The organism is Bradyrhizobium sp. AZCC 1678, from assembly GCF_036924765.1.
Taxonomy (GTDB): domain Bacteria; phylum Pseudomonadota; class Alphaproteobacteria; order Rhizobiales; family Xanthobacteraceae; genus Bradyrhizobium; species Bradyrhizobium algeriense.
Genome location: NZ_JAZHSE010000001.1, coordinates 6,884,919 through 6,898,477 on the forward strand (window position 1 = coordinate 6,884,919; position 13,559 = coordinate 6,898,477).

Consider the following 13,559-nt stretch of genomic DNA (forward strand, 5'->3'; position numbering starts at 1 on the left):
ATTGAGGTGAGATTTTGCCGGCATGAGATGCGCGGCCGACAGCTCAACCCGACTGCACACCGCTGGTCATCGCTCCTCCCCTTTCAACTTGTTGAAGAGGAGTGAGCAATCCGTGTGCCAAATCGCACGATGCAAGAAATCAATGACTTGTGAGTGACCGCGCGGCGACTCAAGACAAAATGTCCGGACTCTCCGGACAAAATGTCCAATCCGTCGGGGATCAGTCGGCTTCCGGAAGCCACACGCGGAATATGCTTCCGCGGCCGACTTCACTTTCCACCGTGATCTGGCCGCGCTGGCGCTTGATCAATGTCTGACTTATGGAAAGACCAAGGCCCGTACCCTCGCGGCGCTTCGTCGTGAAGAAGGGATCGAACACCTTCTCCACCATATCCGCTGGCATGCCAACGCCGGTGTCGGCCACTTCGATGACGATGCCCGGATTGCCGTCCCGCTCGGCGTCGAATGACCGCAGCGCAAGCATCCCGCCGTCCGGCATGGCATGGATCGCGTTGACGATCAGGTTGATCACGACTTGCTGCAGTTCGGTGCGGTTCATCAGGACCAGGCGGCTGGCCCGATCCTCTCTCACCACGTCGATTTCCGTCTTGTTCAGGAGATGCTGCACCAGCGGCAGGCAATCCGCCACGACGCTTCCGGGCGCATGACGCTCGACATAGCCGGCATACTCTTCCGGCCGGGCAAACTGCAAGAGCTTGGTGATGATCTGGCTGATGCGATGGATCTGCTCGTCGAGCAGGCGGAATTCGACCTTGGCCTTTTCGACGTCAGGGCCGATCACGCTGCGGATGACGTCGAGATTGCCCTGCATCACCGCGATCGGGTTGTTGATCTCATGGGCGACGCCGGCGGTGATTTCGCCGATCGCGGCGAGCTTTTCGGACATGATAAGCTGCTTGGTGGTCGCCTCCAGTTTCAGATTGGCGTGCTCGAGATCCCGCGTTCGCTCGCGTACCCGCGTGTTCAACTCCTCGTTCCACTCCCGCAACTGGCGGTCGCGCTCCTGGATCTGGTCGAGCAGGGTATCGAGGTGAAACGCCACGCGACCGATCTCGTCGCCCGACGCGGGCAGTTTGGTGCGGGCGGACAAATTGCCGCTCTCCACTTCGCCGATCGTCGTCGTAACGCGCTCGAGCGGCATGAATATCGACTGCGCCCAGCGCAGGAAGATCGGCACGGTTGCCGCCGTGATCACGATGAATGCGAGCGCGATGATCAGCAGCGTCTCAAACTTCGCGTCGCTGAACGGCTTTTGCAGGAAGCCGACATAGAGCATGCCGACACGCTTGCCGTAGCTGTCGACCAGCGGCTCATAGGCCGAAATGTACCAGTCGTTGACCACGAACGCGCTATCGAGCCAGGTGCGCCCCTCGTCCATGACAGCAGAACGCACGGCCGCTGATACGCGCGTGCCGAGCGCGCGGCGCCCTTCAAACAGCCGGACGTTGGTGGAGATCCGCACGTCGTCGAGGAACAGCGTCGCCGTGCCCTGGCTGCCCTCAGGGAGGCTGGCCGCCCGATAGACGAGGTCGTTGATCGTATCGATGAATTCCAGGTTTTGATTGAGCAGAATGCCGCCGACCAACGCAGCCGGCGCTCCCCCCGGAGTCGTTGCCCGGCTCGCCGCATGCACGACCATGCCGTGCGTTTCCGTGCTGCGGTCGGTCGGCACGGCGTTCGGCGTCGGCACCAGGTCGAGACGCGCACGTTCGGCCAGAACAGGCGAAATCGCCGCAAGCTCATCATTGGTGAAGATGTCGATGCCGGCTGACGAGGCTTCCCCCGACAACGCCGAAGTGATGATCGGCCAGTCGCCCTTTGGCCGTCCAGGAAACGCGGGTGACGAGACGAGGATCTTTCCGCTGGAGTCTACCAGGTAGAGAAAGTCGAGACCTATCTCCTTGCGGGAGCTTTCGAGCAGGTCGCCCACGGCGGACAGCGGATCATGCTCTTCCACATCGCGGAAGCGGGCCGAGAGACCGAGCGCGCGGATCTGAACGCCAGTTTTTTCGAGAATGCGGGCCAGATATTGGTGGGCGATGGTGAGATCGCCATTCACCTTCGAGATCAGCGTCGCATCGAATCTCGCGTTCCAGCGATAGACGGCAACTCCGAGCAGCAGCGGCAGGATGACCAGCATCGGCAACAATGCAATGGCGAGCAGCCGGAAGCGGACGGATCGCCCGCGCACCGGTCCGTCCGTGCGGCCTGCCCGGTCAGCCATTCCATAACGCAAGCTTGCGATCGATGGTCTTGCGCGAGACCCCGAGCCGCCGCGCCGCTTCCTCACGGTTGCCGCCGGTCTCCTTCAGCACTGAAAGAATGTGGCGACGCTCCATGTCCGCCAGACTGTCGGCGGTGGCGACCTGCCCGTCGTTCCGCGGTCCGGCGAAATCGTCCGGGAACGCGCCGAGAATCAGCGTGCGTTCGATCAGATTGCGCAGCTCCCGCACATTACCCGGCCAGTCGTAACTCGCCAATGCGGCACGAACCGCGCTGTCGATCGTAACCGGCGGCATGCCGAGCTGTGTCGAGAGCTTGCTCATGAAGATGGTGGCGAGCTCCTGCACGTCGTCGCCGCGGTCCTTCAACAGCGGCAGGTGAATCTGCATGACGTTCAGGCGGTAGTAGAGGTCGGCTCGAAAGCGCCCCTTTTCCACTTCCTTCGGCAGGTCGGCATTGGTCGCAAAGATGAAGCGGAGATCGACCGGCACTTCACGCTCGGAGCCGACGGGACGGACGCGGCGGTCCTCCAGAACGCGCAGCAGCTTGCTCTGCATCGGCAACGGCAGTTCGCCGATTTCATCCAGAAATAATGTGCCGCCATGCGCATAAAGGAACAGGCCCTCGCGCCCGCTGTCTGCGCCGGTGAAGGCTCCCTTGATGTGGCCGAACAGTTCGGCCTCGATCATGTCGGGCGGAATGGCTGCGCAGTTGACCGGCACGAAAGGTTTGTCGGCGCGGTCGGACAGCGAATGAATCGAGCGCGCCGCGACTTCCTTGCCGGTGCCGGATTCGCCGGTCAGCAGGATCGACGTCGGCAGGCGGGCGACGCGGGCAATGGTTTCCCGCACGCTGCGGGTCGCCGGCGACGCCCCGATCAGATTGTCGCGCAGGAAGGTGCGATCGGAGGAAGCGCGCAGCGCATAGCGCAGCACATAATTCTCGCGCTGCAGCCGGACCCGGTCGAGACAACGCGCCACCGCGTTCAGGATCTGGTTCGAGCGGAACGGTTTCAGCACGAAATCGACCGCGCCGGCGCGCAGCGCCTGAATCGCGGTGTCGAGATCGGCATAGGCCGTGATCAGGATCGCATCCGCAAAGAAGCCGACGGCCCGCTGCTCGGCGAGCCAGTCGACGCCATTCTTGCCCGGCATGATGTTGTCGAGGATGACGACGTCGAACCGGCTCTTGTCGAGCATGCGCGAGGCTTCGTCCGTGTCGGCCGCCTCCGCCACATGCTTGCAGCGCGGCCCCAGCGTGCGCACGAGAAAATTGCGCATCCCGGGCTCATCATCGACGATCAGGATCGAGGCCTGCGCCAGCGCGCTGAACTCAGGCCCACCGGCCGATCTGCCGAGTTTCCCCGCCGGTTCATTGACCATGGCAAGAGATGCCGCTGCGCTTGCCTTCGATGTCGGGAGGTTCATGCCGGGATTTGTAGGGCCGAATGTCGCACCCGGCAACCGCTCGGTCGTCTAATTGACGAGCGAGGATCTTGTCCCCGCCCGGTCCGCTCAGGCATTTGTCTTTTCCGCGGAACCCATTGCTTTTTCTATCAAAAAAACAATCCGGCCCTGGCTGCGCTCGGTAATCTCGACCTTGTCGCCGGTCTCGCGAATGAGGTTCGGGATATCGATCACCGACAGCGGATCGGTACAGAGCACTTCCAGCCTGTCGCCGGGCGGCAACGTCTTCAGCGCCTTGCGCGTCTTCAATGCCGGCAAGGGACATTTCAGCCCGGCAAGATCGAGTTTTGTCGTCGTCATGCTCCGACCATGGCGAAGGGGCCCTGCATCGTCAACGGACATCAGTTGATCAGGCTTGCATAGGACAGGAACCCGATCGTCTGGCCAGGCGTCACCTGCGTGACTTCTTCGCCGAGTTCGACCAGGCCGTCAGTATCCGCCAGCGAAGACAAGAGGCCCGCGCCTTCGCGCGGAAACTTCACCGCTTCGAGCGCACCATCGGCGGCCTTGCGCAGGGTGACGCGGACATATTCGCGGCGGGCAATCTTCTTCTTGTAGCTGAATGCGGCGCGAACCGGCATCGGCAGCAGCGGCTCCGGCTGCGCACCGGATAGCGCCAGAATCGTAGGCCGCACGACGTGGACGAAGGTGACAAAGCTCGCCACCGGATTGCCCGGCAAGCCGATGAACGGGGTGCCGCCGATGATTCCCATCGCGACGGGACGTCCCGGCTTGATCGCCATCCGCCACAGCACCAGGCGGCCTACGCTTTCGACGCTCGCCTTGACGTGATCCTCTTCCCCGGTCGAAACGCCGCCGGTAGTGAGGATCAGATCGTGGCTGCCGGCCACCTCCTGCAGGGCGCGCGCGAGCGCGGCGCGATCATCCCTGAGGATGCCGAGATCGCTGACCTCGCAGCCGAGCCGCGACAACATCGCCATCAGCATGAAGCGGTTGGAATCGAACAATTGCGCCGCGGCGCGTGCTTCGCCCGGCGACGCCAGTTCGTTGCCGGTGGAGAACACCGCGACGCGAATACGCCTGACGACATCGAGCCCTGTCAGGCCGAAAGCTGCCGCGAGCGCGACATCCTGCGGCCGCAGCCGCTGACCGGCCTTCAGTGCCACAAAACCTGAGGGGATATCTTCGCCCGCCGGCCGCACATTGGCGCCGGGCTTGAGGCCCGCGGGAACCACGACCTTGTCCCCGTCGACGCGCACGTCTTCCTGCATGAACACGGTATCGGCGCCTTCCGGCATCGGCGCGCCGGTGAAGATGCGCGTCGCCTGCCCCGGCTTGAGCGGCGCAGATGCGGCGCTGCCCGCCTGAACGCGGCCGATCACCGGAAACGCCTGTTCTTCCTTTTGCGGCAGGTCGCGGCTGGAGACCGCATAGCCGTCGACGGCGGAATTGGTGAAGGGCGGCAGCGGCAGCGGCGCCAAAATATCGTGCTCGAGAATGCGGCCATCGGCGCGCGCGAGCGTAACCGTCTCGACATCAACGACCGGCGTCACGCGCGTCGCAATGAGACCGACCGCCTCATCGACCGACATCATCGGACCGCCGAAGGCGAAGCAATCGTCGGACAATTGCGCCATGTGCCTGATCAGCCCTCAGTTTCGCATTTCGCCAGCACGTCCTCGAGCGATATCGCCGATTTCAGCATCATCGCCGCCACCGCTTCGATATCATCGAGATGGGCGGTCGGCAGCGTGGTTTCAACCGGGGTGTCGGTCGCTACCCCGACGATGCCGGGATCGTCGGGGAACAGCAGCGGTTTTTCATTCGCGGCGCGATAGACCTCGACCTTGCGGTGCGGCTCGCGCTTGAAACCCTCGACGACGACGAGATCGACCGGCGACATCTTCGCCAGCAGTTCCGGCAGCCGCGGCTCGGCGGCACCACGCAGCTCGTGCATCAGGGCCCAGCGCTGGCTGGACGACACCAGCACTTCGGCCGCACCGGCCTGCCGATGCTTCCAGGAATCCTTGCCGGGCACGTCGACATCGAAGGCGTGATGGGCGTGCTTGATGACGGAAACGCGCAGGCCCTGTTTGTGCAATTGCGGGATCACCCGCGTCAGCAAGGTGGTCTTGCCGGCGCCGCTCCATCCCGCGAGGCCTATTACTTTCATTTCATGCTCCGGCACCGGCGTCAGTATCGCCGTCATGCCCGGGCTTGTCCCGGGCATCCACGTCTCGAACCGTCTCCGAAAGAAGACGTGGATGGCCGGGACAAGCCCGGCCATGACGGGTAGACCGTGACTTGTTCACTCCGGTGCTTATATCAGCCCCGGGACAAAGTCATGCTAACCTGCGTGCTATGATGAAGATGGAAAAAGCCCCCGCCCCCCTGATCGTGCCGAATCCCGAGGATCCGCGGCTGACCGAGCGGGTCGCCGGCACCGACCAGACGGGTGCTGCGGTCGAAATCCGGGTGCCGGTGGAGCGGCCGCTGACGCTGTATCTGAACGCCCAGGAGATCGTCACCATGATGACGATCGGCGACTATCCGGAATACCTCGCGCTCGGCTATCTCCTGAACCAGAACATGCTGAAATACGACGACGTCGTCACCGAGGTCGAATATGACGACGACCTTCAGGTCGTGGTGGTGCGCACCGAGCACCACACCAACTTCGAGGCAAAACTGAAGAAGCGCACGCAGACGTCAGGCTGCGCGCAGGGCACCGCGTTCGGCGACCTGCTGGAAGCGGTCGAAAGCGTGGCGCTGCCGAAGGCGGAATTGCGCACGTCCTGGCTCTACCAGATGACGCATGCAATCAACACCATGCCCTCGCTCTATCTGGAAGCCGGTGCGATCCATGGCTGCGTGCTGTGCAAGGAAGGCACGCCGGTGTGCTACACCGAGGACGTCGGCCGCCACAATGCCGTCGACAAGATCGCAGGCTGGATCTATCGCCACGGCGTCGATCCCGCCGACAAGATCCTCTACACCACCGGCCGCCTCACCTCGGAGATGGTGATCAAGACGGTGCGGATGGGAATTCCCATTCTCGTCTCACGCTCCGGCTTCACCGCCTGGGGTGTCGAACTGGCGCGGCAGGTCGGACTGACACTCGTCGGGCGCACGCGGGGAAAGCGCTTCATCGCGCTGTCCGGACAGGAGCGGATCGTGTTCGACCAGGACCTCGACTATGTCGCGGAAGAATCCGCACGGCACAAGCGCAAAGGCGAAAGCGATGACTGATGCGACGGGGACCGTCAAAATTCCCGGCGTGCTGCTCGCCGGGGGCCTTGCGCGACGGATGGGCGGCGGCGACAAGCCGATGCGCACCATCGCCGGCCGCACCATTCTCGACCGCGTGATCGCGCGGCTGAAGCCGCAATGCGACGGCCTCATCCTCAACGCCAACGGCGATCCTGCACGCTTTGCCGCGTTCGGGCTGCCGGTCATCCCCGACGGCGTCGCGGATTTTCCCGGCCCGCTCGCAGGTATCCTCGCGGCACTCGACTGGGCCGCAGCCAACCGGCCAGACACAAAACTCGTTCTCAGCGCCGCCGCCGACAGTCCGTTCCTGCCGCGCGATCTGGTGTCGCGGCTATGCGGCGCGCTGGAAGCAGAGAAGGCTGAGCTGGCCGTTGCTGCCTCCGACGGACAATCGCATCCGGTGATCGGATTGTGGAGCGTCGGCTTGCGCGAAAAGCTTCGCCACGCGCTTGTCGTCGAGGACATCAGAAAGATCGACCGCTGGACCGCGCGCTTCAGGCTCGCCACCGTGACATGGCCGATCACGCCGCTCGATCCGTTCTTCAACGCCAATACCATGGACGATATCGCGGAGGCGGAGCGGCTGGCGGCACTGGATGGGGGCTAAGCGAGAGAAGCACGCTGCTATCGGCGACGAAGCAGTGCGGAGTATCAGGTAACAACACCTTTACGGATCAAGCCTTTGGGAGATTTGGCCAACCTTCGCGCGCGAGTACTGCATCCAATTTTTTACGCAGCGAGTCCATTGCTTCGAGACCTTCCACAGCAATAGCGTAATTCAATAGACCCCGAACATGGCGCACCATGCCCCAGATCGACGCGAAGTCGCGGTGTTCAGCGTGGGCGGCTAAACCAAACCTATCGAGGCCGCGGACGTGATCTGCAAGACGAGCGCGATAATCCTTAGTCAAACGCAGCCGATCGCCATGGACGAGGAGGCCTAAAACAACTTTACGCGCGCCAGGTGGCGCTACCGAAACCTTCTTCCGATGAAGCGCATGCCCGAACGACTTGAAAATTCGATCCACTTCATTGAGCAGCGTACCTGCTCGCTTCCCATCAAAATAGCCGCCAGTTGAAAAAACGATGTCATCTGAATATCGAGTATAAGTCAGGCCATTTCGATCAGCGAGTGCTTGGAGCACACTGTCTAAGCGTAAACTAGTTAGATTGGCTAGCATCGGACTGCTGGGCGCACCTTGAGGCAAGTGACCCACGGCCCACGTTCGATAGGGTTTGATTGTGCCCGATCCACGCCGTTGTATGCGCCATTTCGAATTGCCAGCTTCTTGTCCATGCGGCAATCGCGTGCAGAGACGCGCGAACTCGAGTGCAATTAGCGGCTGGTAACCTGCACCACGAAATACGTCATAGACGGATCGCTCCGAGATGCTCTCGAAGAAATCGTGAATATCGACCTTCACGACCCATGTTGCGCCGAGATGGCGAGTTGCGCAGTGTATTGGCGAAGACCCTGGCGCATAAGCAGAGGAAGCCACATGAGGGCGCAGCTTATTCAGAATATTGATAGCTATCCACTTCTGAACTGCCGCCAGTTGCGGTTCGGGCGCCGAAATAGCGCGGGCTCCGCCCCTGCGTTTGCGAATTAGGAAGGGTTTGTAAGCATCGCTGCTGCGTTCAACGATTTGCCGCAAATAAGAATAGCTGGCACCGGTTAAATGAGCCAAATGGCGAAGCGTCAAGACTGCCGGCAGCCCCCGCGACTCCGGTGGCCCTGCCTGCTTTAAGGCTCGCTCGATTATCTGAGGATCAATTGAGCGTTCCGCACCGATCTTGCGGTAAAGGTTGGGTGAGGCGGAGATCATTTACTTTGGCGCATTCGCGTGACGATGGTGGAGGGGACGCCTTGAGACCCCGAGAGATCCAGTCCGCTTCACCACCGGCGCGTCTGGCGTTTGCTTTTCCCAGCCTGGCGCGACGCGCTGGCCGTATCGGTTACCCGACGTGGACGTCGATACTCCATCGACATTGCTAAACGTCACCGCCCCACCCTTAAGGAACGAGGATAATAGGGTTCTTCAGAACCGCGCAAGTCCGCAATCTCTTCCCGCAGCGGAATAGTTTTTGCATGGGCTAATTCGCGCAGCCCTGCGTCAGTGAGGCGCAAGCTCGATCCGACCAAGCCCCACCTTCTGCAGGCGGCAAGGGTACGAACGATCTGTGCGGAAGGGAGCCCCGTCAGCTCTAATACTTTGGTCAGACTTCGAGGCCTCCGAGCGAGCGCCGCCAGGAGCAGCATGACGCCAGCAGTATCACCCTCGGCGACCTCGTGCCAACCGCCGGTCGCCATCCTAAGCTGGCCCAATCGAGCTAACGTTTCGTTTGCCCTTTCCTCTGGTGTCGCATTTCCAAATAAGGGCTCCAGCTCGACGGGCACCGCCTTTTCGACAAAGAAGCTAGACCACGGTTTCTTGGTTGGTCCTGACCTTTGCCAAAGGATCGGTGGGATATTATTCGGCACAGAGTGTGAAAAGGCCATGAGAGCCCGACTTTCCAGAAAGCCGTATGGACTCACGAAATTTCCGGACCGGTGATATTTACGACAAAGCGCCTCGACAGCCGCTAGTTCACGCGCATTCCAGGACTTGGTTGCGAACGTAGGGCAGATTTGGTGATAGTGCACACGCTCATCCCCAAAGCACCTCTTGAGCCGAGCTTCGGCCTTCACCGTCATTGCGAAAACCACTACATGAACTCTCACTAATCCATATGACAACCAACTTTGCACTGTCCGATGGCGACGAAAGGCATCATAAAAATTGATCAATCGATTGCCTGAACCGGAGAAATCTTCCAGAAAAAAAAACCGAACGGCATTTAGCATCCCGCATATTCGCTAAACTTGGCGAGGCGACAAAAGCGCCTCGCGGCCCTTCCTCTCGCCGAAGCCCACCTGCTACGTTCGCGATGACGGCTTCGCTTCCAGGAAATGAGTTCGACAGGAGAAGTTGTGCCTTCGCGTTCTTGTCGCCTTTATAATAGCTCTGCCCGTAAGCCATTTCTCGCACGGGTATAAGAGCAATCGGACTAGGCACCGTCTTCGCGAGCCCAAGTACCAACTCAATCAAGCCGGCTCGGAGGCGATCCTGACCAACGAGATCAAGCCCATCCAAGAGCATGCGCGCTGTCGCCTGCTCGTGTTCTTCAAAATTCGCGAGCCACGCTTGTCCTCGTTCCGTTTGGCTAAGTTCCACTGCACTTGTTCCGATAGGTCAAGACCGGACGATCGTACGATTCTGACTAAGCAATTGTAAGAGGTTTCTAATGGGCTTGCTGTCTGAAACATCGTGACGCATCAGGCTAGACTCCGAAGTCCTTTTTTCAGACCTCGTGTCCGTGTGACGCGGCACGGGCGCACAACGCGCGCTTGGAGAGATCGAACAGCGTCACATCGGCGGCGTCTCCTTTATCAACAAATCCGTCAGCGCGTTCTGCAAGTAACGCCGGGCACCGTTACGCTGCCAGCAGCGCCGTCCAGGCATCGTAGCCATAAACCCAATCGGTATCGGTCTTCCCGCTGAGCCAGGTATTGGCGCGCGAGGTCTGCTGGATGCGCTCGGTGCGTTCCTTGCGTGTCGCCTCGAAGCGACGGAAGGCATTGGCGACACCGTCAAGATCGACACCGTCGAGACAGCGCGACAGCACCGCGGCGTCCTCGATCGCCATCGCCGCACCCTGCGCCATGTAGGGCGTCATCGGATGGCAGGCATCGCCAAGCAGCGTAACGTTTCGATCCGTCCAGCGCTCCAGCGAGTTACGATCGACAATCGCCCATTTGTGTACGTCGGGGCATGCGGCCAGTACTTGCTGAACCTGACGGTCGAAGCCGGCAAACGCCCTGCGCAATTCCCTAACGTCGCCCTTCGCCGACCACGACTCGATCCGAAACTCCGGCTCCGGCTGGCTGGTGACGAGGTAGATCTCGCTGCGGTTCGGCTTGACGTAATAGATGACGATGTGGCGCTCCTCGCCCCACCATTTGGTGCAATCGTCGATCTTTTCGCCGCCGAGCAGCGCGGCGGGATAGGTGGTGCGGTAGGCGATCCGCCCGGTGAAATTCACCGGCGAGATGCCGAACAAAATATCTCGCACGACCGAGTGAACGCCGTCGGCGCCGATCACCGCGTCGGCAACTGCGGTCGCGCCGTTAGCAAAGGCGAGCCGGACGCCCTCGCCGCTTTCCTCCAGCCCGACCAGTTTGTGATTGAGCTTGACGCATTGATCTGGAACGGCGCTGGCGAGCGCCGCATGAAGATCGCCGCGATGCGCCAGCAGATAGGGCGCACCAAACTTCTGTTCGGCGCTCTCGCCGAAGATCATATCGAATTTGACTTCGCCGGTGCGCCAGTCGCGGTTGTTCCAGGAGCGCGGATAGAACGACTGGCCGCGCAGTCGTGCCTCCAGCCCCAACCCGCGCAGCACCTTCATGGCATTGCAGCCGATCTGGATGCCGGCGCCAATCCGCGCGAATTGCGTGGCCTGCTCGTAGACGGTGACGTCGAAGCCCACCCGCCGCAGCGCCGCGGCGGTCGCGAGCCCACCCATGCCGGCGCCGATGATCGCAATCGATAGCGGTCTTGCCATTCCCGTCCCTGCCCGAGCCGCTTCTAATGACAGCTTCTCACAAGTCGCGCGTCAGGCCGGCCGAAATCCCGCCTGCTCCAGCGCCGCGCGGCTCGCTTCCGATACCAGCGCATCAAGGAAGGCCTGCACCGCCGGCCGCTGCTTGCGCGCCTTCACCAGTGCAAAATCATAATGCTCTTCGGCAAAGGGAATGAAACCCAGGTTTGACGCATGCGCGACCGGCGCAATGGTCATGCCCCAGTCGGCGCGATGCTGCGCGACCGCGGCCGCCACCGCATTGTGCGAGCGCGGCTGATTCCAGTAGCCGTCCGGGCGCGCGCCGCCGAGCAGCCGGTCGATCAGGATGCGCGTGCCCGCGCCCTGGTTGCGATTGACCATGATACAGGCGGGATCAGCGAGTGCGGCGCGAACTGCGTCTTCGGCCGACAGCCCTTCGAAGCGCCGGTCGACCTTGCGGAATACGATGCCCTGCATGCGCCGCCATCCCGGCACCAGTTCGAGCCCGTCGCTGAGATAGGGCGTGTTGTAGGTCTCGGTCTTCTCGTCGAACAAATGGATCGGCGCAAAATCGCATTCGCCGCGCTTGGCGGCGGAGAGCCCCCCGAGACTGCCGACGGCGATCGAGCGCACGACAAATCCCGCATGCGCCAGCGGCGCGGTGACGAGATCGAGCCCGGTGCAATGGCTGCCGACGATGACCAAATCTGGCACCCGCACATGCGGCGTGAACAACGTCACCTCGGCCTCGACGCCCGCGGGCATCTGGTCGGCCAGCGCATCGATGCGCAGAAAGCCGTCGGCCTGCGCGAATGATGTGATGGCGCCGGAGCCTTTGCCTGTCGGGTACGCGATCAACCCGTCCGCCCCTTCGACCAGCGACACCATGACGAATTCGGTGCGGCCGAGTTCGGAGGCGATCCGCACCGGCACGCGTGCGGCCACCTTGGCGTCCGAACGCGGCGGCAGGCCGGCCATCCGCCGCAGCACCGGCACGATCATGTCGTGGAAGGTGAACATGGCCGAGGTCGGAAATCCCGGCAGGATGATCACGGGCTTGCCGTCGCATACCGCAAGGCACAGCGGCTTGCCGGGCTTCAGCGCAACGCCATGCGCGATGATGCCGGGCTTGCCGAGCCGGCCGATGATGCGGTGGGACACGTCGCCCGCGCCCTTCGACGTGCCGCCCGACAGCATCAGCATGTCGCTGGTCTCGAGCGCCCGGCGCATGGCAGATTCGAGTGCTTCCTCGTCGTCGGGAATCGCGCCCAGAAACACCGCCTCGCCGCCGTTCTCGGAGATCGCCGCGGTGACGATGGCGCCGTTGGTGTCGTAGATCGCGGCCGGGCGCAACGGCGGGCCGGGCTGCATGAGTTCGTCGCCGGTGGAGATGACGGCGACGCGCGGAGGCCGCGCGACGGTGACATCCGCGATGCCGCAGGCGGCCAGCATGCCGATCTCGCGCGAGCCGATGATGGTGCCGGCACGCAGCAGCGCCTCGCCACGGGCGATATCGGAACCGGCATGGGACACGAATTGCCCTGGGGAAGCGGCGCGGCGGATTTCGATCGCGCGAGGTCCGGATGGCTGCGTATGCTCCACCATCACGACGGCGTCTGCCCCGCGCGGCACCGGACCGCCGGTCGCGATCGGCGTGGCCGTCCCCGACAATACCGGCCGCGTCGGCGCGGTACCGCAGGTGATCACCTCGTCGTTCAGCATCACGCGCACCGGTAAAGCCTCACCGGCGGAAGCAAGATCGGCCGAACGCACCGCAAAACCATCGACATTGGAGCGGTCGAACGGCGGCACGTCGATCGGCGCCACGACATCCTCGGCAAGCGCACAGCCGAGCGCGTCGGCGAGCGGGCGCTTCTCTGCCGGCACCGCACGCGGGAACAAGGCTGCCTCGAAACGTGCCAGCGCATCCTCGCGCGACAGGATCGTCAGGAACTGGTCCTGCTCGCTATTGTCGCGGTCTCTTGGCGAAGGCGTATTGGTCATTCCCGAACTCAT

11 protein-coding genes are annotated in these 13,559 nt (G+C 62.4%); 2 read left to right on the plus strand and 9 right to left on the minus strand.

The genetic code is table 11. The annotated features are described in order from the left end of the window. Positions 1-220 precede the first annotated feature (220 nt). The 5 genes from V1294_RS33020 to mobB form a co-directional block, all read right to left on the minus strand. Positions 221-2,245 (minus strand): sensor histidine kinase, encoded by a 2,025-nt coding sequence (locus V1294_RS33020; RefSeq protein WP_334503100.1) that lies wholly within the window; start codon positions 2,243-2,245, stop codon positions 221-223. Continuing rightward, positions 2,238-3,626: a sigma-54-dependent transcriptional regulator gene (locus V1294_RS33025; protein WP_334503101.1), complete on the minus strand. Its 1,389-nt coding sequence runs from the start codon at positions 3,624-3,626 to the stop codon at positions 2,238-2,240. Before V1294_RS33025 ends, V1294_RS33020 begins: the two co-directional genes overlap by 8 nt. A 132-nt stretch (positions 3,627-3,758) precedes the next feature. Next, positions 3,759-4,010 (minus strand): sulfurtransferase TusA family protein, encoded by a 252-nt coding sequence (locus V1294_RS33030; protein WP_334484736.1) that lies wholly within the window; start codon positions 4,008-4,010, stop codon positions 3,759-3,761. A gap of 41 nt (positions 4,011-4,051) precedes the next feature. After that, positions 4,052-5,308, minus strand: a complete 1,257-nt coding sequence (locus tag V1294_RS33035) for a molybdopterin molybdotransferase MoeA (protein WP_334503102.1) — start codon at positions 5,306-5,308, stop codon at positions 4,052-4,054. 8 nt (positions 5,309-5,316) lie between these two features. Beyond that, a complete protein-coding gene (gene mobB, locus V1294_RS33040; protein ID WP_334504917.1) occupies positions 5,317-5,844 on the minus strand; it encodes a molybdopterin-guanine dinucleotide biosynthesis protein B in 528 nt (175 codons plus the stop codon). Positions 5,845-6,032: 188 nt separating this feature from the next. Here mobB and V1294_RS33045 point away from each other — a divergent pair, with 188 nt between their 5' ends. Together V1294_RS33045 and mobA are read left to right on the plus strand one after the other, a co-directional pair. Continuing rightward, on the plus strand, positions 6,033-6,920 hold the full coding sequence (locus V1294_RS33045) for a formate dehydrogenase accessory sulfurtransferase FdhD (protein ID WP_334503104.1): 888 nt from the start codon (positions 6,033-6,035) through the stop codon (positions 6,918-6,920). After that, a complete protein-coding gene (gene mobA, locus V1294_RS33050) occupies positions 6,913-7,548 on the plus strand; it encodes a molybdenum cofactor guanylyltransferase MobA (RefSeq protein ID WP_334503106.1) in 636 nt (211 codons plus the stop codon). Before V1294_RS33045 ends, mobA begins: the two co-directional genes overlap by 8 nt. A gap of 67 nt (positions 7,549-7,615) precedes the next feature. Here the strand turns inward: mobA and V1294_RS33055 are convergent, their stop codons facing one another. From V1294_RS33055 to V1294_RS33070, 4 genes are all read right to left on the minus strand, one after another. Next, entirely contained in the window at positions 7,616-8,767 is a 1,152-nt protein-coding gene (locus tag V1294_RS33055; RefSeq protein WP_334503108.1) for a reverse transcriptase family protein, read from the minus strand. A 173-nt stretch (positions 8,768-8,940) separates the two neighbouring features. Further along, positions 8,941-9,786 carry a phosphoribosyltransferase-like protein gene (locus tag V1294_RS33060; RefSeq protein ID WP_334503109.1) on the minus strand — a complete coding sequence of 282 codons (846 nt, stop codon included), beginning with the start codon at positions 9,784-9,786 and terminating at the stop codon, positions 8,941-8,943. Between the two features lie 629 nt (positions 9,787-10,415). Next, a complete protein-coding gene (locus V1294_RS33065; RefSeq protein ID WP_334503111.1) occupies positions 10,416-11,546 on the minus strand; it encodes an FAD-dependent monooxygenase in 1,131 nt (376 codons plus the stop codon). A gap of 51 nt (positions 11,547-11,597) precedes the next feature. After that, positions 11,598-13,559, minus strand: coding sequence for a molybdopterin biosynthesis protein (locus tag V1294_RS33070; protein WP_442895401.1), 1,962 nt, complete (start codon positions 13,557-13,559; stop codon positions 11,598-11,600).

What these genes read in the sequence shown, in the direction of transcription:
- V1294_RS33020 (WP_334503100.1), bottom strand. Translation starts at nt 2,245, where the DNA reads ATGGCTGACCGGGCAGGCCGCACGGACGGACCGGTGCGCGGGCGATCC.
- V1294_RS33025 (WP_334503101.1), bottom strand. Translation starts at nt 3,626, where the DNA reads ATGGTCAATGAACCGGCGGGGAAACTCGGCAGATCGGCCGGTGGGCCT.
- V1294_RS33030 (WP_334484736.1), bottom strand. Translation starts at nt 4,010, where the DNA reads ATGACGACGACAAAACTCGATCTTGCCGGGCTGAAATGTCCCTTGCCG.
- V1294_RS33035 (WP_334503102.1), bottom strand. Translation starts at nt 5,308, where the DNA reads ATGGCGCAATTGTCCGACGATTGCTTCGCCTTCGGCGGTCCGATGATG.
- mobB (WP_334504917.1), bottom strand. Translation starts at nt 5,844, where the DNA reads ATGAAAGTAATAGGCCTCGCGGGATGGAGCGGCGCCGGCAAGACCACC.
- V1294_RS33045 (WP_334503104.1), top strand. Translation starts at nt 6,033, where the DNA reads ATGATGAAGATGGAAAAAGCCCCCGCCCCCCTGATCGTGCCGAATCCC.
- mobA (WP_334503106.1), top strand. Translation starts at nt 6,913, where the DNA reads ATGACTGATGCGACGGGGACCGTCAAAATTCCCGGCGTGCTGCTCGCC.
- V1294_RS33055 (WP_334503108.1), bottom strand. Translation starts at nt 8,767, where the DNA reads ATGATCTCCGCCTCACCCAACCTTTACCGCAAGATCGGTGCGGAACGC.
- V1294_RS33060 (WP_334503109.1), bottom strand. Translation starts at nt 9,786, where the DNA reads ATGCTAAATGCCGTTCGGTTTTTTTTTCTGGAAGATTTCTCCGGTTCA.
- V1294_RS33065 (WP_334503111.1), bottom strand. Translation starts at nt 11,546, where the DNA reads ATGGCAAGACCGCTATCGATTGCGATCATCGGCGCCGGCATGGGTGGG.
- V1294_RS33070 (WP_442895401.1), bottom strand. Translation starts at nt 13,559, where the DNA reads ATGAGTTCGGGAATGACCAATACGCCTTCGCCAAGAGACCGCGACAAT.